The sequence below is a fragment of the Bacteroidota bacterium genome, assembly GCA_016706865.1.
Classification (GTDB): Bacteria; Bacteroidota; Bacteroidia; order Chitinophagales; family BACL12; genus UBA7236.
Map to the genome: position 1 here is coordinate 2022610 of JADJIS010000003.1, position 25848 is coordinate 2048457.

Here is a 25848-nt window from a genome sequence, read left to right on the forward strand (position 1 = left end):
TTTAACGCTACTAATTCAATAAAATTGTGACTGCCATGCAACTCAAAAATTATCTTGTAGAAACCTTCGAATACAACGATTTCGCCAATAAACTGGTATTAAATAAAATAGCTGAACTCCCTGATAAGATGGAATGCATCAAATTATTCAGTCATCTTATCAATTGTCAGTATAAATGGTTGGATAGAATTAAAATTTATCCTGAAATTTCGAAACTGGACTGGTGGGAGCCGGTTTATGCAATGGAAGATCTTGCAGAGGAATGGGATAAAAGTTTAGATGCCTGGATTTGGTTCCTCGATAAAAAATCGGAAGCAGAATTGTTACAGGAAGTTATTTGGATGGGAATTGGCAATGCACCCTATACTGCGCAATTAAAAGATATTCCATTGCAGTTAAATTATCACAGTATTCATCACCGCGCGCAGATGCAAATGCTAATAAGACAACAAGGACTGGTTCCGGATTTTGTGGATTATATTGGAACAAAATACCGACCCGTTTGATACAAATTATTTTTTTACCACAGTTTCAAAATATTGTTTATCCCCATTATCAATTTTCAAAATATAAGTACCTGTCGGAATTAAATTTGTAATTAAAACTATTTCATTTCCACTGCGATATTTTTGTTTTAATATCATCTCTCCTAAATTATTTATAAGACTTACTTCGCCATCACCAATAGATTCATTTAATTTAATGATCAACTGGTTACTAAATGGATTGGGAAATAATATAAAGTCGTTTTGCGAAGTTTCTTCAATACCGATCTGAATATCCAACATAGAACTATTAATAGCAGTACAACCATAATATTGATCAACAATTAAACTCACTAAATACGAATTGGGACCAGCATAAGTATGTTCGGGATTTTCTTCTGTTGAATTTGTACCATCACCAAAATCCCATAAATAAGTTGCGCCTTCAGTTACAGGATCAAATGCATACGTTAAAAAAGATATATTTGTTACCGAATAATTTGCATCAGGCGGTTCCACATGATCAGGGTCGAGCGCATTATCCATCCATGCGAGACGGTCAACCATAAAATTGGAAAGTTCATCCACGAAATAATTATAATCCGTAACTCCTAATTCGGTCCATTTTGAAAAATTGCGTGCAGCAGGTTCCTGCAACAATATTTGAATAGAATCGATAAATGTTTGAAAGGATTCATCACTTAAAATATCCTCACGCAACGAAGTATATCTGCAATACACTTCATCAACCCATTCCGGATCTTCTCTGAATTTACTCCACCAAAATGGAAAGGGCCATGCAGGATGCGTTATCTCCCAAACCCAACCATTCACGGTCCATGGTGCATACGCCCGGTCGTAATCCCATGGTGGTCCAATTTTTAATTGACCTCCATCGGAAATATTTTCCTTATATAAAAACGTACTTCTTCCATAACTATCATAATTTGCACTGAATTCATTTACCAACATAAAATTGATAAATGACTTAACGCCAATATATTTTCTATAACCATTTTCAGGATCTAAAAAATCGGGGCCATCCAAAACAATTTCAAAACTATCTACATAATTATGAATATAATCTAATTGTTCGGGTTGAATAGAATCAATTTGAGGATATACCATTTTATATGCAACGGGTAAACCGGAGGTACCTACATTTATTGCTTCAAATAAACTATTCCAATCGTTTGGATTTCCATTCTCATTTATTTCGATAATATACCCTCCTGTTAATGCATCACCTGCAATATCTTCGGGATCTAATTTATCAATGTCAACTCTGTCCTCATCGCGTTTTATTTTTTCGGTTAAAGAATATACTCCCATATATTCTCCGTTTACCATCAATTCACAAAATTTTGTGCGCGGTGCATATTGACCCATGCGGCGACTCATTTCATAGGAGAGCGCATTTTTCATTAAACTATAATCGAGATACTCCGCTTTTAAAATAAAATCGTTTTCAGCAGGAAGGTTTAATAATGTTGTATCAATTTCAAATCCAGCCTCATTAAGCAGATCAAAATCATAATTCTTTTTTGGATAATAGGGACCGGTAAACCCTTGCAATTCGGTGAGAATTTTACCTTCATATGCAAATACAGTATCATTAGGATGATTTAACAAACCAATACCATTATCAATAATATAAATTTGACCGGGAGTTTTAGGTTCGTTATAAATAGGTTCGCCATCAGTATCAATAATTACAATAGGTAAATTACTCGAACTAAAATTAAATGGTTTCGCCGGTTCATCACCGAAAGTGATATTCCATGAATAAATAAATCCTATATCTGCGAAAGCATAAGTATCATAAATATGGAGTTTCCAGGTTCCATTTGGGTTTTGTCCGTTGTTTACAAGTCCCATATCACCCATCGGAATATATTCTCCGGAATAAGGAGCCACGCCGGAGGTAATATTATTATCGGCATATTTATTTAAACAGGTAAAATTAAAATTATCTCCATCGCCACCAATACCGGAAAATAATAAAAAGGTTGTGCCATCGGGAGCAATTAATTTAACTTCCAGATCGGAGTCCCAGGTATGGTCTAAATTTAAACAAACCGTTTCCAAACCAAAGAGGGTGTCGATCACATCAGGTAAACCTGTTACTTCTATATCGAAAGAAATATCAGTACCATCGTCGGGAATTTCTGTATTAACTATAGCATTAAAAGATTGGGCAGAAATTTGCAGACTCAAAACTGCTGCAATTGAAAAAAGGATATTTCTCATGAATTGTGTTGAATGTTAACACAATATTAAGCATATCCTAAATCATATAAAAAATTGAGGCAGAGAATTTGGTAATATCTCTCGATCAGTTGAAAAAACATTAAGCAGTAATGAAAAACATTTTTTCCCAGGCTAAACCACAAAAAAAAATCCGGTCTTAGGAACCGGATCTTCTTTTATAAAATTATTTTTATTACCAACGGTTGAAATTTTTCTTTCCACCATAACCACCGCCATCGCGATCGTTGTTACGGCTTTTATTGAATCCACCGCCGCCACCGCCGCGATTGAAATTGCCGCCACCGCCGCCACCGCGAGGTCTTTCTTCGCGAGGTCTCGCAACAGAAACGCCAACAACTTTACCGTCAACTTCGGTTTCGTTTAAGGCATCAATAGCCTTTTGTCCTTCTTCGTCGTTCATCTCGACAAAGCCGAAACCACGGCTGCGACCTGTAAATTTGTCCATAATAATTTTAGCTGAAGATACCTCACCGTATGCTTCAAATAATTGCCTTAGATCGGCGTCGTTGAGTTTAAAACTCAAACCTGAAACGTAAATGTTCATTTTTTTTTAGTTTATTAAAATAAAGATAATAGGTTCTAATGAATAAATCCAAACTACGGTGAGCTAAAAATAACCATCCGAAATGAACGAACTAACAGAACCTGATATCAAAGATACAAAATAATATCATTCGAAAAAAAAATTAATTGCTGCAATTATTGCTGATCGCCAAAACATAATTGTTGATGACTTCCAGCGATTTTGCTGTAAAATCACCCGAAAATCCGGTAATATGGGTATAGTCCACCTTTTTTTTATACCCTTCTAAAAAACGATTGGCCAGCGAAAAGTAAGACCAGTGCCACATCTCCTCATTATAACCCGTATCGCGTTCAGTTCCCTTTGCGTTATACGACTGGCAAAATCCGTAGGTAGCGGCATTTTGTACAAGCCAATTATACACCTTTAAACCGGTGCCGGAGGCAAAGTAGGAAGCAGAAGTGCTGTTGAGATCTACTTCGGTTCCCCAATGATGCCTGCTTGTTCCGGGCATAGCGCTGTATTGCATGATATAACTCGACAGAGCATTGTCAGTTGCAAATTTTGACTTATTGGTTTTCCATTTATCTTCCCAAATCCACGATTGTTCTACAAAAGTTCTGGAAGCGGAGATTATCTTTAAATTAATGCCATCTTTTTTTGCGGCGAGATACATTTTATTATATGCAGAATAAGTTTCCTTCAACAGGAACATTTGTTTGCGATATGCCATGTGCTCAGGAATCTCAATAAAATTGGTATCTGTATAATAATTATTTTTTCCGGTAAGAAATTCAGCTGTAATATATTCATCTTTAATTACAGGAGTACTCGATATTGCTATTTCATCAGCATTTATCTGAATGAGTAAATTACTAAAAATTAATAAAAATATAGCTTGCATTTAGTTCCCTACTATTTGGAGGAACGAATATAGGAAGATTTTATTGTTTTAACCAACTGCCTATCAAAGGGATTCCAAAAATACGATCAATTGATCCCGTTGTTTTTGAGAGAGTTGCATGAATTCATTTTTCGATTTTTCTGCTTCTCCGCCATGCCATAAAATTGCTTCTGACAAATTTCTTGCGCGTCCGTCGTGTAAATAAAAGGTATGTTTATTTACTGTTTGAAATAAACCTATTCCCCAAAGTGGTGGTGTTCTCCACTCCTGCCCTGTTGCTTCAAAATCCGGTCGACCATCAGCTAATCCTTCTCCCATATCATGCAACAAAAGATCGGTATAGGGTGTAATGTTTTGATTGGATAAAATACTAAATTCAGCATGCACGCCGGTTTGAATCTTTTGAATATGACAATTATCACATCCTATTTCAGCAAATATTTTTTCGCCTTTTATTACATCTTTATCTTCCACATTTCTTCTGGCCGGAACTGCAAGTGTAGAAGAATATAAATGTAATTTATGGAGATCATCTTTTTCTATTTCAGGTTCACCGCCAGTTGCATAATCGCGATATTTATTTTGGGAAGATGCAATATTTTGTTCTGGAAAATGATCAGTGCTTATTCCCATATCGCCACTGAATGCGCCGGAGATCTGTTGTAAAATTGTTGGCTGATTTGCCTTCCATCCGAATTTACCCAATTGCTCTTTTTGCTCAATAGCATTCCAAACGTAATTTGGTTTTCCGGAAATGCCATCTCCATTTTTATCATTAACATCTGCAAAAGAAAGTATGGTTTTTTCTTCAATGGCTTCCAACAATCCCAATCCTATCATTTGTGGAGCAACTCGTGGAGAATACATGATACCCTGTTGCATCTCACCATAATTTAATTCACCGAAATTTATTATTGGTTTTCTCAAAACAAAGGAATTACCGTCAGGATAAATACCACTTATTTCCTCCCAGTTTAAAGTATAATCACCTTCCTTTTTTAATCCGTCAATGGCATGCTCCTGAAATTGTCCGCCATAATTAGGATCGTCTAAAGGTTCTCCGTGAGGGCCTTTGCCGGGTATGCTAAGTCGAATTATAAATCCTTGTGATAATTGTCCGGCAATAGTTGGAGGTTGTCCTCTGCCATCTTTAAAATGACAACCGGAACATGACTTCGCATTAAAATATGGACCGAGTCCATCACGTGCGGTTGTGCTCGAAGGAGCCTGCACCCAATTCTGATTAAAAAAACTATTGCCTACAAAAAATAATAATTCATCTTGTGACGAAAGTCCGGGAGCCGGCAAAGCAAATGCATTTACACTTTGATCGAATACGGTGGTTTCTCCGCCGGATAATATTTTTTCATTATTAATTAATGAGGTTGATAATGTATCTTTTTTTTGATACGAAGCAAAACTAAATAATAAAATAAATACCGCTATCAGTGATACTGCAATAAAAGAGTTTTTATATTTTGCAGAAATTTTTATCATTAGTCAGCTGCATTTACATTTATAGTTAAACCGAGTTCCGTTGCAACCTTTGCAAACTGATCACCTAATTTTTGCATGGATAAAACTGCTTTCATCACCTGAGGTCTTTTATCCTCTAATACAATAGCGCGGTCGAAGGGATAATGCATTTGCATAAGATCGTTCATAGCACTTTTTAAAAGTGAATCTGTTTCATTATACAGATCCATATTTTTTGATTTTATTATTTCATCAATTCCCGCAACCTCTAATGTTGTTTTATCACTTCTCAAATAAGTACCATAAAATATATTAATAATTCCACCGAGATTAAATATCAGATCCGCTTTTGTATTATCGCTGAAACAACTTTGTTCATCTTCCTGATCGGCATTATCATAAGCTGTGAACATTCTTTCTCCGGCCATTTCCACTTTACTTAAAACTGCTATTCCGGTAATAATTTTTTGGAGTGCGATATTATGATCTGAATTAATAAATTCGCTGCGATAATTATCTTTTCCCGGCTCCCATTCTGATTTCAAATAACCAAGATTTTCAATGAGTAATTCAACTGCGGTACTCAGATATATTTTTCGCCTTTCGGCATTTTTTGTTTCGGCTAAATAATCAGTATAAGGTCTTGCACCGGGACCTGAAGAATCAAGATCTTGTCCCCATAACAAAAACTCAATTGCATGAAAACCGGAACTGATATTTTCCTCCCCGCCATTTTCATTCATCGAAATCAGCAATTCTTTTGTTATTGTAGGATATTCTGCAATATTATTTATGATACCTGCATTTTCATTTCCAACCACATAATCAACATATATCTCATCCAATGGCCAGGCGTTTAATAAACCTTCTACTCCGGTTGAACCATTATCGATAGGACCATCATAAAACCGAAACACTTCCGATTTGCCGTAAAATTCACGAGCAGTTTTCCAGCTGCTTTTAGCAAGTTTGAGATTTTCTTCCGTTGGCTGGGCAAGAAAGGTATTTATGGACGACTGCATTTCAGAGGCAGTCGCCAGGGCATCGGAATAGGTGGAGAATACAATATCACAATACCCTGAAATAACCTGTTTTTGCGGGTCATTTTGAGTGTTAGGGCTTGATTTACAGGTACTTAGAAATATGCCACAAACGATGCACCAAATTACAGCAACATCGGTAAATACCTTCAAAACCCCACCCTTTAACCCCATTAGTTTAAAATCATTCTAAATAAGGTGCAAAAGTAACTACAAAATCGTTTGGAATTCAATACCTCTTTGTAGGTATAAGAGGAGGAGGGAGGAGAGAGGAGGGAGGAGAGAGGAGAAAGGAGGGAGGAGTTTAAATTTCTGGCGAAATTTTGGTGGATACTTACGCACGGACTGAAGTAGGTGGTTACAAGATGGGTCGTCCGCCGTGGCGCACTGAGAGTATCATCACTAATAAAAGTACAGATCCGAAGGATCGATACATTTTGTAAGGAGGGACTTAAGTCCCTCCGGTTACAGATGGGCGGTCTGATACGCACGGACTGAAGTCCGTGGTTACAAGATGGGTCGTCCCTGCGGGACTGGCGTGTGTGCAAAACCTGAAACTTCAAATCCGAAGGATAGATAGGTTTTGTAAGGAGGGACTTTAGTCCCTCCGGTTACAGGAGGACTCACGGACTGAAGTCCGTGGTTACAAGATGGGTCGTCCCTTCGGGACTGGCGTGTTTACACAACCTGAAACTTTAGATCCGAAGGATCGACAGATTTTGTAAAGAGGGCCTTTAGTCCCTCTGGTCACAAGATGGGTCTTCGCTGCTGTGGACTCACGGACTGAAGTCCGTGGTTACAAGATGGGTCGTCCCTGCGGGACTGGCGTTTGTGCTCAACTGGAAACTTAAGATCCGAAGGATCGATAGGTTTTGTAAGGAGGGACTTTAGTCCCTCCGGTTACAGGAGGACTCACGGACTGAAGTCCGTTGTTACAAGATGGGTCGTCCCTACGGGACTGGCGTCTGTCCTATGTCTTATGTCATATGTCCTATGTCTTATGTCTTATGTCCTTCCCCTATACCTTGTGCTCACTCCTTTCTAAAGAACCAGTTTTGAATTCCAGTAATATCTCTGAAGTCGACGGGAATATTTTTAATGTTGATGGAAACGGATCGGATATAAAACCATGATTCCACCTTTCTTGGAATATCAATTATATATGTGCCTGAGGTAAAAGGAATTTCGTTGCATAAACAATATTGGCATCCGGAATTGTTCTTGATATTGTATCCATTGTAGATCAAAACCATTTTCCGAAGGTCTAATAATTTTTGATTTACGGTATCGGAGAGTCGAAAAATTTCTATTTTGTAATTATAACCCAGCGGTTGAGTCTGACTTAATATCCAGCAACTGTCTTTTTTGGAATATTCCAATTTTGTAAAAACATAATCGAGATCTTTTTGGGTGCTGTCGGTAAAAAACACATCGCTTATTCTTGCGCCCAAAACATCACTGGTGAGATCTTTTTTTGAGATATTATCGATGATGGTAAATCTGAATTCGCTGTAAGTGGTACTGTCTTGAGCGAAAATTTTATAGGGGATAAAAAGTAAGAGAAGTATCAGGTAACGCATATATCAATCAAAGTTGAGTAATTCTTTTGTATTTCCAGCAATTTCGAGTCCGCCATTTCTGCCGGCATCGTTAAAAATAATTGTATTCGTTGCTTTTTCGAGTAAGGTGATGTGAATAAGTGCATTCATACTCTCCTTAACTCTGCCTTCCATAAATCCTAAAACGGGTGAAGCCAGTTCGGCTCCTTCTGCCCTATCGGCGTTGATGGTTAGAAGATATTTTTTATCTTCTAGTATGATGTTAATATTCTTATCATCGAATTGTATCTTTTTTAATTTGGCGCCCGTATAGGTTGCAAATTTTATCAACTTTCCATCAATTAAAAATGCACAAATAAATCCGACAAAGGCGCCGGTTAAAAAGGGAATTTTAGCTACGGAGAATTTAAAGGATGTTTGTTGTTTTGAAAAATGATTGCTTTGCATCCAGATCCAACTGGAGGGAAATGAACGACCCCAATCTTTTTCTATATAACCTCTTCCACCGGTAAAATCAATTTCCTGTTTATTGATATTTAATTTTCCTGTGATATTAAAATCCATGCTTATTACCTGATGGTAACATTCCATAAATGGAACAAAACTGTACCATCCCATAATTCCGGGAGCGGTGAGTTTTTTGGGCCATAAAAATTGCTCATCAAAATGCAATAAACCTTTTAATTTAGGGAGATCGAGTTTTAATCTTTTGGAGGAAAAACTATTTTCGAGGATCTTAATTTTGAATTTATTTGCATTGGGCCTGAAATCCAATGCATCGAATTTAAAATATTCGGCGCTTAGATTTTTTCCATCCAACACCTGAATAAACGATTGTTTGTTTCCCTGCGCATCCATTGCAATTCCGGGGATGATGGCAAATGCGTATTTTTCTGTTTTATCTACAATTTTATAATACCATCCTTCAAAAAAAGTCTTTTTCTTAAACCATCCGTGATAGTTTTCGTGGTTGAAAAAGGCTTTGGTGTAGGCGGATATTTTTGACATTGATTTGAGGAGAGGTTTGTCAATACATTTTAAGATAGTTTATATGATGTTTTTGTATGATGTTTTTTTGCCGCGAAGACGCGAAGGGCGCGAAGGTTGCGCGAAGTTTGTGTTATGTAAATAAATAATGATAATTGAATAATGCAAAAAAAAATCATTTTTTCTTTGCGCCTTTGCGGCTTTGCGTGAAAAAAAATATGTCTCGCAAAGCCGCAAAGGCACAAAGGTTGTTTTGAGTTTATTGTTTAATAAATCCGGATGCATAAATTCCGGTTTCTGTTTTGATCTTTAAGCCGTAAAATCCTGCAGGAAGATCGAGAACAGAAATTGTTTTTTCGAAATTGTTTATTTCTATAATTTCTATTGTGCGACCCATGTTATCGATTATTTCCAGAGAAAGGATGTTTTCTTTTCCGGAAAGTGTGATACTGTTAATTGCTGGATTTGGGTAGATATTTATTTGGGATGGATCGAGTTGAGCGATAGATTCGTAAAAAATTTCAAAATCAGAAATATATCTCGGCATTAATTGATAACCACTAGAATATGGAGCATCTGTATCAAATTGGGAACCAATCCCTTTTACCTGAAATAAATCACTGAACATTCCAAGATAATTAATATCCAAAAGAGTTGAAGTGGATAATTCAGTGTTATCATCAATACGAATAATAAATGTGTTGGTACCATTTGTTATTTCAACATTAAAAGAAGTGCCGTCTCCTAACCATTGAGCTTCGTCTGCAAGATAGTAACCATCCAATCCCAATTCAACTAGATCCGATTCGGTAGTTTCATTCAAATCTGTAACAAATGTTGGCACCTTTAAAGCATTTCCACCATCAATAAAAATCAAAGTATCCGCATCCACTTCTGTTAATCCATTAAATTGATTTATTGCACCTAAAATATTTACTTCATCTCCTTCAACTACAGTGTATCCAAAATCGTTATCAAAACTAAATACGGAAATTCCTCCGGTGTTATCAATTAAAGTAAATTGTAATCCACCATCCCAAAGATTTACTCCGTAAACAATGCCGGTAAGGTCAACTAATTCGCCGTCGGAAACTGCGTTGCCATCTACGTCTTCAGTTGTTACTTCTGCAATATCATAAACGGTATAGGTTGGAGGTGTTGCGTCGTTATCGTTAATATTTATTTCAAAATCTGCAATAGCGCCAATTACACATGTTCCGGAAATTACAGTTAAATTCATGAGCAACATTTCGGTGGATTCAATTTCCACATCATCATTAATAGATATATCAAAACTTTGTGATGTTGCACCACCTGCAGTGAAAGTATAATTTACCGGTAAACTAAAAACATAATCAGAACCTGCGGTCATAGTTGTTGCACCATCCAAATACATTTGTATTTCACAATCAGCAGACTCGGTTAATTCAATTGTTCCTGTAACCGTTCCAACAGATTCATCTTCTGTTGCTCCGATTGTGGTGTAAGATGCAATTGGTGGAGTAACTAATTCATTATCCTCAATAGTAATAGTAAACACAGTATCGGCACCTGCTGAACAACCAACACCGCTCGCAAGTAAAATTATTCCTGTTTCCGTTCCTTCAGCAGTAACATCATCCACCAATCCGTAAATAACAGTTTGAGTGGTTGGTCCACCTGCGGTGAAGTCAAGTGTAAATCCCATAAGTCCATAATCAAAACCTGGAGTTGCAGTTGCAGCGGCACCATATCCGAAATTAATTGTGCAATCCGCACTTTCCGATAAACTCACATCAAAAGAACCTTCCAGGTCGCCTTCATTTACAGTAACCTCAGTAACATCAAAGGTATAGGTAGGCAGTGGAACAAAGGGTCCGGCATTTATAACAATATCATCAAGCGCAAATTCATCTCTTGTTCCTGCGCCGCTTACGTCATTTCCGGTCCAACTAAGATAAAATAGTGATCCATCAGCAATGGAAAGCGCTGAAATGGAAGTGGTAATATTTGTCATATAAGGTGTAAAGTCGCCAGCCTCAGGGGAGGTATAGTCCGCATCCGGAACGTTATACCAGGTAACATTATCGTAGGAATATCCCAAATTAAAGCTATTTGACCTGCCAGCATCATTTAAAACATAAATGGTATAGGCTAGGTCGAAGGAACCAATGGCTTCCCCGGTATTATTTTGCAATTTGAGAATGAAACTTCCCGGGGTAAAGTCACCATCAACCGGTTGCACCATCAAACCCTGATTTCCTGTAATATCAACGGCATAAACACCACCGGTAATAACAAGACCCATAGTTGAACCTCTGGCAAAATCCCCAGAAACAGCTGTTCCGCCAAATGCTACATCTCCATCGCTGAAGCCAATTGCACTCCAGGTATCCGAATTGAGCATTCCCACGCCACCTCCGGGTTGAAATCCTGCCCCGGCAAATCCTGTAAAATCAATTGTTTCAGGGCTGCCGATGGCTGCAATATTCAATTGAGCGTGTAGGCAACTACCTAAAAAAGAAATAGTTATAACAAGTAATAATTTTTTCATGTTGTTCTTTATTTGCTTTTAAAATGTCGTCAAATTTAAGAACATTTCATTACTTCTTAATATTAACAAAATGTCAATTCTGTTTAAAGGCATTTAATAGCTTTGGCAATATTTTTAACAAAATAATTTGTTTACTTGACAGATATGCGGATATTTGAAAAAATTATTTCTCCTCCAATAATTTAACTATGATCAAAAATAAAGTAACCCCAACAACCGGAAGTTTATTACTGAGTGAACCATTTATGCTTGACCCGAACTTCAAACGCACGGTCATCATGTTATGTGAACACGCTGAGGAAGGCGGAACTGTTGGATTTATACTGAATAAAACGCTCAATATAAAGGTGTGTGATGCATTGGTCGACTTTGATGAGGTTAAAAACGAACTTTTTTATGGCGGACCGGTGGCTCAGGATACACTGCATTATTTACATCGATATGGCGACCTGATTGAGGATAGTTTGCATATTATTGATGATATTTATTGGGGAGGCAATTTTGAGCAGGTGGGCAATATGTTAAAGGCAGGTTCGATAGATCAAAAAAATATCAAATTCTTTTTGGGATATAGTGGATGGAGCCCCGGACAGTTGCAGGGAGAAATGGAAGATAACAGTTGGATAGTTACTCCTGCAAAAAGTCAATATATTTTTGATATTGAAAATAAAGAATTGTGGAAAAAAGTTTTGAATGATCTCGGCGGTGAATACAAACAGATCACGAATTATCCCGAGGATCCTATTTTGAATTAGGCTTTTTTACTGTTGAAGATCAAAAACTTTTCCATCTCCTATTACAAAAACCTGATCCTCTTTATTTGGCCTTACAGATACCGAGCCTGTGAATCTTCCGAAGGCGGGCAGCGCTCCATAATTTTTTGAAAACCAAAAACAGGGTAAACGCAGTGATTGTTTTGCTTTTCCGCGCAATAAAATTCCGGGATGAATATGGCCATATAAATTGAATGTGTTTTCATCCTTCATTATCATTTTATCGTGACTTAAAATAATATTTTCAATTTGTAAAAAAGATTTTATGCAATCGATTTTTGCATGCGTGTACCATTCATTTATCAAAATATCATGATTGCCAATTACTAATGTTATTTTGAGGGAGGAAAAAGTTTTTCTCCAATTTAAAAATTCATTTAATCCATCATTTTCCTCGCTGTGAAACATATCGCCGAGAAAAAGTATTTGATCAGGATCAAAGGTATCTATCATAGTTTCCATGCGACGAAGGTCATTTTGTAATATTCCTGCGGGAATTGCAACTCCGTTTTTCCGAAAATGCGTTTCTTTTGAAAAATGTGCATCTGCTATGATCAGCATTTTTTGTTCGAGCCAGAAAAGTGCTTTATGTTCGGAAAGAAGAAAAGTTTGGTTGTGGAGATTTAGTTGCATTTGTTAATTATAGCATAGAATAAATGTATTTGTACCCATTAATAAATCAGTTTTGCAATTAGTTTTTTAATTTTAATAACAAAATATAATCTTTATTACAAAGAAAAACTAATGGCATATGTGACCTCACTATTATATAAATAATAAATCCCACGAAAACAAGTGGGAGTTATTATTTCCTATAAAGTTTTTGAAATTTATTTCATCTTCACCAATTGCTCCGTTCCTGTGACATGCCCTTCACTTTTTATTTCCACCAAGTAAACACCAACGGGTAATTTAGAAATATCGATTTGCTGATTCTGCAAAACATTTACGGTATTAATAATTGCGCCTGTCATGTTGCGAATGTTTACTTCCAAAGTTTGATTTTCCTCTACTTGCATAGCATAAACTTTTTTAATAGAGAAAGAGGTATTTGCCGGATTTGGATACATTTCATACATATTATCACCTTGCTCCAGTCGCAGATAAGGATTATATGAAAATACAAAATAACCACAGGAAAAAGCAGGGACTGTAACACACATTGCACCTGCGGGTAATGGTTCAGGACATTCGGAGTAATCAATGTAAGGTGGTCGTTCTCCTTGAATTTCAAATTGATTCGGGTAGCCTGACGGATTACAATCATCATAAGCATCATTAATATCATAAACAGCACCCTTGCCTGAACCGGAATATAATTGAAGTCCATCAACGCAATGTATTTCAGCATGCGTTCCAGTTAAATATGCACCTGCCAAACTACCGGGTCTGATCACATAGGTTTGATCTACATTCTTAATATTGGTGTAATAGATATAAACATCACGGGTTAATCCTAAAGGAGGCATATCAGCGATAAAGGCTGTGGGAGGTCGGTTTATATTTAAATAATAAATTGCCTGTGTTGTTTTTAAATAGTTTAGTTTCTCGAGTGCAATTTTATTCAACAACCGCAACGAATAATATGTTGTACGTGCTACATATGGATCAAAAAGGTCGTCACCGCAGGTTCCAACTCCTAATTCAACTTTATCTTGTTTATTTGCTCTACTTATTAAAGATATTGAACTTCCGCCCAGGTAATTTTGAACATTTGCATAAGGCATAAACCCAACTCTGAAAGCTGCATTATTGTTGAATTTAATAAAATTTAATAATTCCTCTTGTAATAAGTAAGAATGCACAAATCTGTTTGCATAAACATCACGGCGAAGCACTTTTGCACCTCCATCTAAATCAGTTGCAGGATAACCTCCGTTAGTTTTTAAATTCCATTCGGTAGGCCAACATTCTTTATTACTTGGGTGGTCAAAATGCAATTCACTGTTAAGATCCATAAATCCTATTTTTTCACGAGTTGCAACAAACTCCCTAAATGAACCGGAACCTGCGTATGGATATCCGCTTGCGGAAACAATACCATCAAAAGCACAAGATAAACGTGGATCAGATCCTAAAAAATTATATGTTGGGATAATAAAATCCTGATGACCTGACAAGGATAAATTTTCATCCAGACAATTTGGACCAAGCCCTATTGGTATTTCGCCCCAGTTTGTATTTTCGAAAGAATCTCCGTCATTTTCAGCTGTAAAATAAATATGGGGAATAACTGCATCAAATTTAAATTTACCGCCAATTGTTTCGCTGTATCGATAATAAAGACATTCATTCCAGGAGTGGCAGTAACTTGGTGGCCCGGTAAAAACAGCTTGGTCTTCATCCTCTTCTACAATAAATGGACCTTTATCCTCAGTTGGTTCATAAGAAGGATTTTCTGCAGGTAAACCTATTTTAATATCATCAAATTCAGGATCGGTTTTAAATGCAGCGATATAATTATGTTTATTCATTCCATACGCATCCAAACCCATCATTGAGGGAGGTAAAACTGCACTAAGATCAAAATCACCTGTAATGCCAAAAAAAGTATTATAATCATCAGCACCATTAATATAAGCCCAATAATGTTCAAAGGCAGTATAATCATCATATAACTTAAAGCCCATAGTAAATTCAAAAAAATTATTGTAACATTCGTTGCCGAGTTCTACCCCCACAACATTTACATCAAGTTGATGATTCAACGATTCATTACGCAAATACTCAATTATTAATTTACACTCTGCTGCAGGTTCACTGAGTATATCCAAGGTATAAATAACATCAACCGTAAAACCGGGGTTTTCATCTTCAATTGCTTTAACCATTCCAATAAATTCGTTAATATAAAGTGGTTCCTCCCAAATACCCAAATACATACCGGGATCATAATGTGGTTGTTCAAGCCATTCTCCAAAGAAGTCTTCAAAACTTGCTTTTACATCATCAATAAGCCAATTACCATCAATATCATGCTCTGAGTCTTCAATAAAATCATTATAAACAATCAAAAATCCAGGATATGGAACAAATGGGTTTGTAATATCATAATAAGGAATCATTTCTTCAATATTAATCCCATAACCTCCGTTTTTTTGATCATGGAAAGGATTATTAGGATCGGAAGAATTCCAGGAACCTAACGCATGACGGAATTTACTGGAAGAACCACTAGGATATCGCAAATTTTTCGGAGCCAAGGAAACCATCAACTCTTTTGGATTATCTAATCCTAATGCACTATAAATAACATTGTCTGCAGGATCATAATGGGTAAGTCGAAAAATATCCTGTGTATTAAACCCAAACAGACCTTCTTGCACGGGCAATACAACATCGGTGAGGCTAATTACGATATCATCAGAAGTAAAAGCACGTTCTAAACTGGAAATGGAATCGGCGGTAGTTGTATCAACATATAACATATAGATGGTATCAGGGCCATCCAAATAAAATTCCATTGTATCTCCATAGGAGTAGTTTTCAGTGTTAATTGTGGAGTCGAAAGTAGAGTCCGGCATAAAAAAGTGTGATGGGCTTTCCGAATTGCATATAAAAACCTTTAAGCGATTATTAGCTGACGACATCCTGATTGACAGTCCAATAAGAGTTGAAATAAATAAAAGTGCAGTTAATAAATGTCTTATATTAAATCGTTGATTAGAAAAGTGTGGTAAGTAATTTTTTTTCATGGTCGAAGAATTTAAATGTAAAAGTGTAGAAAATTAAATGGTAAAGGAATTAATTTCAATAAATCTGTTTAAATTGAAGGGTAAGTTGAGAACATTAATTGAAATTACCAAATTCATAGTGTTAATTAATTACTAAACCTGAATTTGTACTTGTTTTGTGGGAAATTTGTGTAAATATCAGTAAATTTGGTTTTTTACTACTTATCTATGCCGAAGTTGTATCCTTTAATTGTTTTATTATGTATGTTTACTTGGTGTAACATTGCTGCGCAAGCACCTGGTATAACATGGCAAAAATGTTTAGGTGGTTCAAATTATGACAATGCTTACTCTATACAACAAACTCCCGACAGCGGCTTCATAGTTGCAGGATATACATCATCCATTGATGGAGATGTGACGGGTTTTCATGGAGGTGCTGCTGATTATTGGGTTGTAAAATTGAATGCTATCGGAAATATTGATTGGCAGAAAAGTTACGGTGGATCGGGGTGGGAGGAAGCGTTTTCAATATCGGAAACAAGTGACAATGGATTTATTGTCGCAGGTCACACAGGATCAATAGATGGTGATATAACTCTGAATCATGGATTCACAGATTGCTGGGTTGTAAAAATTAATGCAGTGGGGGCAATTGAGTGGCAAAAATCCTATGGTGGATCTAGTACAGAATATGCAAATGAAATACAACAAACATCTGACGGGGGTTATATTTTTGCCGGTTTTACCTATTCTAACGATGGCGAAGTCTCAGATAATCATGGAACAGGAACTACTGATTGGTGGGTAGTTAAGTTGGATTCTGAGGGAAGTTTATTATGGCAAAGGTGTTTTGGCACTTTTGAAGATGATGTTGCCAATGCAGTTAAACAAACTGCTGATGGAGGCTATATTGTAGCAGGTGATCGTCAAAATGGCGATGATTGGGATTACTACATTGTTAAGTTAAGTTCTGAAGGCGAGACTGAATGGGAGAAAATTTTTGGGGGCACCCAAACTGATGCTGCACAAGCTATACTTGAAACTGCAGATGGCAGTTTTGTTGTAAGTGCTGGGTTTACAAATTCTAATGATGGTGATGTTACAGGCCATCATGGCGTTGGCTATAGTGATTATTGGTTAATGAAATTAGATTCCATGGGTAATTTGTTATGGCAGAAATGTTATGGAGGTACTAGAGATGATGGCGCTTTTTCAATTTGTCAAACAATTGATAAAGGATTTATTTTAGCAGGAGGTTCAGTTTCTAATGATGGTGATGTTACCGGGCATCACGGAGGGATTTCTTATGCTGATTTTTGGATCGTAAAACTGGATACCATTGGAAGTATACAGTGGCAAAAATCTCTTGGTGGAAATGGCGCTGATGGAGCATACTCTATTATAGAATCTTTGGATAGCGGAATTGTTATTGCCGGTTATGCTTTATCAACCGATGGTGATGTAACGGAACATCATGGTGTCGGGTTAAATCTTGATTTTTGGGTCGTAAAACTGGAAAAACCATGTAACCACATACCGTATTATTCCGATCTTGATGCAGATGGATATGGAGATATAACGGCCATGATATACAGTTGTTTTGACACGGCAGGTTATGTTTTAGATATGACGGATTGTAATGATTCTGTTGCCGAAATTCACCCCTTTGCATTGGATGTATGTAATAATTTAGATGATAATTGCAATGGTTTAACAGATGAAGATGCAGTTTTTTTAACCTGGTATTTGGATGCTGATGCCGATGGATATGGCAATGTTTTAATAGATACTTTTACCTGTTTTGAGTTAACCGGATATGTATTTGATGCAACAGATTGTAACGATACAAATAATTTAATCAACCCAGGCGCTCCGGAAATATGTAACCTAATAGATGAAAATTGTAATTTAATTATTGACGAGGATTTAGTTTTTACAACCTATTATATTGACCAGGACGGTGATAATTATGGCGATGTAAACACAGATTCTATTTGGTGTTCAACAATTATAGGGTATATACCTGATAACACAGATTGCAATGACTTAGATCCAACTATTTATCCCGGTGCAGAAGAAGTATTAAATGGTTTGGATGATGATTGTGATCAAATGGTTGATGAATTTTTGTCGGTAAATAATTTTATATTAAACGAGGTTAAAATATATCCCAATCCCGCCGAAAATGTTTTGCATATTGAATATACAGGTGCGGAAGAAATTACAATTCAGGTGTTAAATTCTACAGGGCAAATTATTTATACAAAAGCATTATTTTCTACAAACACGGAGATCAATTTATTGCAATATAGCAGTGGGGTTTATTTATTGAAATTTATTTCTGCCGATGGCGAGGCTGGTATCAGTTTTATTAAGGATTAATGTTTTTGTCATCTTCAAAATCATTGATTTTCCACTACCATTTTTTTTATCCTGTCACTTAATTTTTCGGAAGTTAATTTATCTCTCAAACTATCCACAACTATTGGGAATGCAAAAGGAGAAAATTTTTGTGTATATCTTATCAGTATCTCCCCTTTTTGAATTCGCAGAAAAGCGGTTCGAAGTCGTGCATTTTCCATTTGGTCGTAGAGAATTTCGTCGTAGGCTTGTTTAAGCAACAAATTATCGGGTTCGTATTCGCGAAGTACATCAAAAATTAATTGGGCGGAGGATTGTAAATGTCTTGTTCGTTTTAACTCACCCGGATATCCCTGAAATACCATTCCGGAGATAATTGAAATATCACGGAATTTTCGTCGCGCCATTTCTGTGGCATTTACCGAATTAAAAAGATCGGATTCCATTTCCTTAAGATCGAATAATTTGCGAATAATATTTATATCAATGGGAATTTTTTCGTTGCACAATAATTCAAATCCATAATCATTCATTGCAACAGAAATACTCATGGGTTTTATTCTGCTCAAACGAAAGGCAGTAAGTCCTGCCATTACCTCATGCACTACTCTGCCTTCAAAAGGAAAAATAAATATATGGTAGCCTTCGTCACTTTCTGTAATTTCAACTAATAATTGTCCGGTATGTGGAATTGCAGATCTATATTCCTGCAGTGATAATAAAGGAAACAACATATTAAATTCCACATTATCCATTTTATGATCAGATGCTTTACCTAATTGAATGCGCATTAATTCTGCCATGTATCCAGAAAGCGGCATTCTTCCTCCCATGTAGGATGCGGTGGCTGCTTTTTGTTCTTTTACCTTTCGAACGAAAGCGGTCATATCCTTTAACATTAAAAATTCAACGCATTGTCCGGCAAACCAAAAAACATCTCCGGGTTTTAAGGAAGCGATAAAATATTCTTCAATTGTTCCTAATGATCCTCCTTTTAAATAAGCAACACGAACTACAGGATCACTCACAATAGTTCCTATTTGCAATCTGTGTTTGAGTGCTGCATTTTTATTAACGATGCGATATTTATCATCAACTTTTGCCACTTTAATAAATTCATCATATGCCTGCAAAGTATTTCCACCTTGGGTAATACTTTTTATCAACCAACTCCATTCGTCTGCATTCATTAAATGATAAGCGTGTGTTGATTTCACTTCTTTATATAATTCTTCTGCATTAAATCCGCCGCCGATGGAAAGGGAGACCATATATTGTATGAGTACATCAAAACACATAATGGCAGGTTCTCTTTTCTCCACAACATTTTCGCTGATCGCTTGTTTTATTGCAGATATTTCCACCAATTCCAAAGCGTTGGTAGGAATAAAAAATATTTTGGAAATAGCACCCGGCTGATGTCCGCTCCTACCGGCTCTTTGTGTGAATCGCGCTACTCCTTTTGGTGAACCGATTTGAATTACGGTATCAACAGGACGAAAATCCACACCAAGATCAAGACTTGAAGTACAGATCACTGTCTTTAAATTTCCGGAGTGCAAATTTTCTTCCACCCATTCGCGCACTTCGGTTGAAAGGCTTCCATGATGCATGGCTATTAATCCTGCTAATTCCTCATCATAATTTAAAATATGGTGATACCAGATTTCAGCCATTGCTCTGGTATTTGTAAATACCAAAGTGGTGCCTGCATTATTTATTATTTGTACTATCTGAGGTAATAATTTTAAACCGATATGTCCGGACCAGGGAAGCACATCAATTACATCCGGCAAAACTGTATGCACCGCAATTTCTTTTTTATTTTCAGATCGGATAATAATAGAATTTAATTCCGCATCCTTTTTTCCCAATAAAACTTCCATTGCCTGCACTAAATTTCCGATAGTAGCACTGATTGCCCAGGTGCGCAAGGAACGGTTTTGGTCGGCAACAATTGCTTTTAATCGCGATATTGCAAGTTCAACCTGTACACCACGTTTACTTCCGAGTAATTCGTGCCATTCGTCAACAACCACACATTCGAGATCAATAAAAAGCTGCTGATAATTATTTCCGCATAATAAAACGTGTAAACTTTCCGGAGTTATGATAAGCACTTCCGGCATCTGCTTTTTTTGTGTTTGTTTTGTTTTAGAAGATACATCTCCTGTACGCAATTCCACACGCCAATTTAATTCCATCTGATCGCAGGCGTTTTGCAATGCATTTCTGATGTCCTTTGCAAGTGCTCGCAAAGGTGAAATCCATAAAACTTTGAGTGATGATGGTATTTTTTTATTTTGAAGGGAAGATGTATTTTGTTTTTCCAGTGCCTCAGCAAGAATCGGAATAAACATTGCATAGGTTTTTCCACTTCCGGTAGGTGCATTCAATAATCCGTTAAAACCTTCATGATATGCCTGCGCAATATGTTTTTGAAAGTCGTATTCCTGCCACTTTTTGTTAGCATACCATTGATCCACAATTTCAAAATAAGTCGCCACAGGAAATCCTCCTTTAATTATTGAAAGGTAAGAAATAAATCAGAATCGGATATTGAGTTGTTCTCCGAGTGCTTTGAATTTCAACAACCATTTTTTGTATTCCGGTTCACCAAGAGATTTTATGAATTTTTCATTCCCAATAAAATCCTTCCCAACCCTAAAAAATTTATTTTGTATCTTCCACAAACGGAATTTGAGTTTCAGTTCATTCATTTCTATTAATATCTTGCTGAGCATCTCCAGGTAAATAATGTCATGCACTTTAAAACTGAGTCCGCTCACTAGTTCATACAATTTATTAGAAACCGCAAAAGAAATATTTTCGGTATCGAGGTCCACCTTCCAACGAATGGCTTCATCCACCATCTGTTCCAGTTTAAAAATATTAGGCCTGTCTGCTTTGAAAATATTTTTTAGTTCAGAATTAATAAATGCCCGTGTATTTACTTTCAAAAGATCAGGAATATGTTTTTTCTGTTGTTGCAACATATTTACGAGCGTATAAGTGCTCTCGTATATTTTTTTGTAACTCTCCTCCGCAGCTTCAATATCTTTTTGCAATAAAACATTTACTATCCTTTCCTGTTCATCCTTAAAAAGATCGTTGAAAGAAAATGAATGATTCCCAAAATTTTCTTTTATTAAGGTAATTACTGTACTGAGATCACTTTTCCGAAACGCATCTCTTATCTTCAAAAACATTTCCTCAAAAAGTTCTGCATCCATATTTTCGGCATATCCGCCAATTATATTATGTTCACCGAGGTAAAGTGCAGCGAAAAAAAAGTTTTCTTTTGCAAAAGTAAATTTTGAGGTGAGATTTATTTTTCCTACGGTGACAATATGGTTTCCAGCCCCGATCTTTTCGAAAAATTCACTGCTCATTTTGTAGTTGAACATTTCCGCATTGTCCGGAATATCTTCAAATAAACTTTCTATTGCGTGATGCATTCCTACTTTAGTTAGCGTAAGTCTGCCGGTCCTTATCTCCTGTTCGTATAATTCGCCTGCATTTTTATAAATCTCGAGATTAGTGGGAGCTAGCGATAGCAATTGCAGAAAATCTTCATATAATCTGATGGAAGTTTCATGTTCGGCGATCTGAATAACACGATCGGCGTATTGCAAAATTTGTTTTGTTTCAATTCTGCTTATTTCATCAAAAAACCAACCGCAACTTGTGAACATCAACATAGCATGTCGCTGCATTTCCAACAAGCGAACTAATTTAACTTTTTGTTCCTCAGATACTTTTATAACACAATATTTTTCAAAAAAGGGTTCTATTACATTTTCATTTCTGTTGAGAACAAGTTCAATATATTTATTGCGCAGCTGCCAGGGATTTGGAGTAATAAAAGAAACTTCCTTTTCGAATATTATATCCACCTGATCTTTTAACCAATTTAATGCATTGCGCAAAGGTGCTCTCCATTTTTGATGATATTCCGGGTGACCGCCATCGGTACATCCGCAATTAGTTCTCCATCTCTCCACCCCGTGAACGCAACTCCAACTGCTGTTTTCAACTATTTGAATTTCCTGTTGAGGTGGGAAAAGGTCCAGAAATTCGCCGTAATTTGTGATCACAACATCTTCTGTATGTTGAAGATTGTAAATACACGCAGCTAAAGCCATATCACCGCGGTAATGATGATGGCCATATGATTCACCATCCGTTGCGATATGAATTAAATGAGGTTCCGATTTACTGTGATCGATCGCATTCAACAAAGAATCAGAAAATAATTTTCCCGAATTCAACAATCCATTAAAGGCAACATCTCTGGAAATTTTTCCATTATAAAAAAATAAATTGATGGTTCGTCCGGACGGTAATTTATATAAATAAGGAACACCCGTATCAAAGGTGTCTGTATTGGTAATTTCATTCCAAACCAGTTCATTACTATTTCTAAAAGCTTTGGCCTGACGAGGAGCAAGAATAGTAAAACGGATATTATTTTGCGCCAGTAATTCGAGTGTTTCGGTATCTACAGCAGTTTCTGCAAGCCACATTCCCTCGGGGGCACGCTGAAATCTTTTTGTAAAGTCGCTGATCCCCCATAAAATTTGAGTTTCCTTATCCCGTGTAGAAGCAAGGGGCATTATTATATGATTATAAACCTGCGCAATTGCATTTCCATGTCCATTATGTTTTTGTCGGCTTAACACATCGGCGATAATAATATTATGGTATGCATCAGGGTCATGTTTTTCGAGCCACGACAATAAAGTAGGTCCAAAATTGTAACTGATATTGGTATAATTATTTACAATATTGATGATCTTTTGTTCCTCATTAAGCATTCGGGAAGCTCCATTCGGGCCGTAACATTCCGCGGAAATTCGTTCGTTCCAATCGTGATAAGGTGATGCGGATTCTTGTTTCTCTATTGCCTCAAGCCAGGCATTTTCTCTTGGTGGCTGATAAAAATGGCCGTGTATGCAGATATATTTTTTCACTGAATGCAAAAATAGGGGGAATTTATTAATGAAAGGTTGATATTGATCAGAACAAAAAAAGGGATCCCGCCTTTTTTCAAGACGAGATCCCGCATATTTGTTTAACTAAACCACTAAAAATTACTTGTCAACACCATTTAGAACTTAACAAATGATTGAGAAGAAGTTTTACTGTCAGCCTGAACTTTTATAACATATGATCCTGGTACTAAAGCACTAACATCCAAAGTAACCGAACCATTTGCATTAACCAATTGAGCAAAGCCAATTCCGGTATCGCCACCAAATAAATTGAACACTTTTACATTGGCAACAGATGCTTCCTTCAGATGGAACTGCACTGTTAAAAGATCGTGAACCGGATTAGGGAAAATATCTACTTTTAATTTACCGGCAGTATTTATCACTCCGCCAAAAATTCTCATATCACCCATTAATGGAACTGCGATATTTTTAACGGCAATACCATTTCCTATTTTACCGAGGTTGGTTGCTGTTCCGCTCATGATATCAACCATATATAAATTATCAAAAGTGGATACACCTGTATTTGCGCTCAGATATGCTTCATTAGAAACACCATTGTAATAAATATCCATATCGGTTGTAGGATCAGTTAAATTTTGCATGATCCCTGAAGAACCAATGGTTATTAATACACCATCATTCGGCGGATTTTGATTTGTAATAATATTTAACGCCTGATCGTAATTATATAATGATGTACTTGGAGTACCTGCATAACTATTTGTATAAGCACATGCACCAATCATTGGATCGGCTCCGAAATTAATATCAACAACTCCATAATTTAAATTAAGATCGGTAAAGAATAAAGTTCCATCAACATTTAATCTGTAGTTTGCATTATTTGCACTTACAACACGAATTTTATCCACGAAAGGATTAAAATCAACAGCAACATTATTTCCACCAAGCATTAAAATTGTTGGTGTAACATTTACTGCTGTTGCTATACCTGTTGATGTATTTACAGTATATAATTGTGATTCGTTGGTAGCTGAATTATATCCCAATGCATAAAGATCGCCGGTTACAGGACGAAAATCCATACCAACAATAACCTGATTTAAAGTTATACCGGTAACAGGAACACTTGTTCTGATAATGGAAGTATTATTTGCATCCATTCCTAATAAAAAATTAGTGGAATTTAAAGCATATACCAAATTTCCTGTAAGTTCTGGAACTGTTCTGTCGATATAACAAGCAATATCATCAATAAATAAACCACCTACACTTGCAGCGCTCAGTGTACCATCTCCTGTTGTTAAATTTATTGTTGCAAGAAAATCAGATCCGAAATTAGAATTTCCTGTTACATAGGCAATATTTGTTTGAGTTGCAACATCGTAATAAATATCCATATCAATGGCAGAAAGATTTTTATTTACTCCGCCACCTAAACTTCCAATTGTGTTTAAAGTTCCATTATTTGGTGGATCTTGTTTTGCCAATACTTTTAATTGGGCATCAATATCATATAAAATTGTTGATGTTGAACCAATATAACTATTTGTATAAGCTCCGGTTGCAACATAAGGATTTGTACCAACATTTACATCGGCACCAGCGTAATTAACCGTAAGATCTGTAAAACTAATTAAACCATTATTTGGATTTAATCTATAATTATAATCGCGGTTACTCATTACACGAATTCTGTCGACAGTAGGATTAAAATCAAAAGTAACTTCCAAACGAGAAACACCTACGGGCCCTAAAACGAGGGAAATTGGTGTAATATTTACAGGAGTTGCAACAGCCGTCATTAGGTTTACAGTATAGATCTGAGCTGTTTGCGCATTTCTGTCGTATCCCAAAGCATATAACTGACCAGTTGAAGGTCTGAAATCCAATCCTTCAATTCCCTGACCAGCGGTTATTCCGGAAATTGTTCCCACAAAAGAGGTAATTGCGGGTGTTCCTGCGTCAAAAGAATAAAGATTTCCGCTGCTTAAGGCATAAATTGTTTGAGCCTGTGCATTAATGGAAAAAAAGGAGCCTACAGCAAAGAGGCAGATCGCAGTAAATTTTCTGCCGACCAAGTTACTTAATTTGTGAAGTAAAGTTTTTTGTAACATAACATTTTAATTTAAAAGTGAGTTAATAAAAATTTAATTTGCTGTGGTCGTTTTAAAAGTTTATTATATACTTTTATCGGATTAATAAAGCGATTAAAAGGTTTTGGAATTATTTCATGGCATATTCTTCATTTTAATAATAGATTTTAGCCCATATACGACATAGTAGTTTGTTTAGATT

At 36.3% G+C, this 25848-nt stretch carries 16 protein-coding genes; 3 read left to right on the forward strand and 13 right to left on the reverse strand.

The annotated features are described in order from the left end of the window. Positions 1-35: 35 nt before the first annotated feature. Positions 36-506 (forward strand): DinB family protein, encoded by a 471-nt coding sequence (locus IPI31_18000; protein MBK7569716.1) that lies wholly within the window; start codon positions 36-38, stop codon positions 504-506. Positions 507-512: 6 nt separating this feature from the next. Here IPI31_18000 and IPI31_18005 read toward each other — a convergent pair whose 3' ends face one another. The 8 genes from IPI31_18005 to IPI31_18040 form a co-directional block, all read right to left on the reverse strand. Then, positions 513-2735, reverse strand: a complete 2223-nt coding sequence (locus IPI31_18005; protein ID MBK7569717.1) for a CotH kinase family protein — start codon at positions 2733-2735, stop codon at positions 513-515. A 193-nt stretch (positions 2736-2928) separates the two neighbouring features. Further along, positions 2929-3300, reverse strand: coding sequence for an RNA-binding protein (locus tag IPI31_18010; GenBank protein ID MBK7569718.1), 372 nt, complete (start codon positions 3298-3300; stop codon positions 2929-2931). Positions 3301-3442: 142 nt separating this feature from the next. Then, entirely contained in the window at positions 3443-4183 is a 741-nt protein-coding gene (locus IPI31_18015; GenBank protein ID MBK7569719.1) for a M15 family metallopeptidase, read from the reverse strand. A gap of 63 nt (positions 4184-4246) precedes the next feature. Further along, positions 4247-5680: a thiol oxidoreductase gene (locus IPI31_18020; protein ID MBK7569720.1), complete on the reverse strand. Its 1434-nt coding sequence runs from the start codon at positions 5678-5680 to the stop codon at positions 4247-4249. Next, a complete protein-coding gene (locus tag IPI31_18025) occupies positions 5680-6873 on the reverse strand; it encodes a hypothetical protein (protein ID MBK7569721.1) in 1194 nt (397 codons plus the stop codon). Before IPI31_18025 ends, IPI31_18020 begins: the two co-directional genes overlap by 1 nt. Positions 6874-7730: 857 nt before the next feature. After that, positions 7731-8279 carry a hypothetical protein gene (locus IPI31_18030; protein ID MBK7569722.1) on the reverse strand — a complete coding sequence of 183 codons (549 nt, stop codon included), beginning with the start codon at positions 8277-8279 and terminating at the stop codon, positions 7731-7733. A 3-nt stretch (positions 8280-8282) separates the two neighbouring features. Next, the gene (locus tag IPI31_18035; protein ID MBK7569723.1) at positions 8283-9266 is read right to left on the reverse strand and encodes a hypothetical protein; all 984 of its coding nucleotides are present in this window, start codon (positions 9264-9266) and stop codon (positions 8283-8285) included. A 238-nt stretch (positions 9267-9504) separates the two neighbouring features. After that, complete coding sequence (locus IPI31_18040; protein ID MBK7569724.1) at positions 9505-11778, reverse strand: T9SS type A sorting domain-containing protein; 2274 nt, start codon at positions 11776-11778, stop codon at positions 9505-9507. Positions 11779-11966: 188 nt separating this feature from the next. Here IPI31_18040 and IPI31_18045 point away from each other — a divergent pair, with 188 nt between their 5' ends. Further along, positions 11967-12533: a YqgE/AlgH family protein gene (locus tag IPI31_18045; protein ID MBK7569725.1), complete on the forward strand. Its 567-nt coding sequence runs from the start codon at positions 11967-11969 to the stop codon at positions 12531-12533. A gap of 6 nt (positions 12534-12539) precedes the next feature. Here the strand turns inward: IPI31_18045 and pdeM are convergent, their stop codons facing one another. Continuing rightward, a complete protein-coding gene (gene pdeM, locus IPI31_18050) occupies positions 12540-13184 on the reverse strand; it encodes a ligase-associated DNA damage response endonuclease PdeM (protein MBK7569726.1) in 645 nt (214 codons plus the stop codon). 197 nt (positions 13185-13381) lie between these two features. Continuing rightward, positions 13382-16246, reverse strand: coding sequence for a T9SS type A sorting domain-containing protein (locus IPI31_18055; GenBank protein MBK7569727.1), 2865 nt, complete (start codon positions 16244-16246; stop codon positions 13382-13384). Positions 16247-16453: 207 nt separating this feature from the next. Here IPI31_18055 and IPI31_18060 point away from each other — a divergent pair, with 207 nt between their 5' ends. Beyond that, positions 16454-18610, forward strand: a complete 2157-nt coding sequence (locus tag IPI31_18060; GenBank protein MBK7569728.1) for a T9SS type A sorting domain-containing protein — start codon at positions 16454-16456, stop codon at positions 18608-18610. Between the two features lie 20 nt (positions 18611-18630). Here IPI31_18060 and IPI31_18065 read toward each other — a convergent pair whose 3' ends face one another. The 3 genes from IPI31_18065 to IPI31_18075 form a co-directional block, all read right to left on the reverse strand. Further along, positions 18631-21096, reverse strand: a complete 2466-nt coding sequence (locus IPI31_18065; protein ID MBK7569729.1) for a ligase-associated DNA damage response DEXH box helicase — start codon at positions 21094-21096, stop codon at positions 18631-18633. A 39-nt stretch (positions 21097-21135) separates the two neighbouring features. Beyond that, positions 21136-23562: a DUF3536 domain-containing protein gene (locus tag IPI31_18070; GenBank protein MBK7569730.1), complete on the reverse strand. Its 2427-nt coding sequence runs from the start codon at positions 23560-23562 to the stop codon at positions 21136-21138. A 137-nt stretch (positions 23563-23699) separates the two neighbouring features. After that, entirely contained in the window at positions 23700-25667 is a 1968-nt protein-coding gene (locus IPI31_18075) for a DUF4394 domain-containing protein (GenBank protein ID MBK7569731.1), read from the reverse strand. Positions 25668-25848 lie beyond the last annotated feature (181 nt).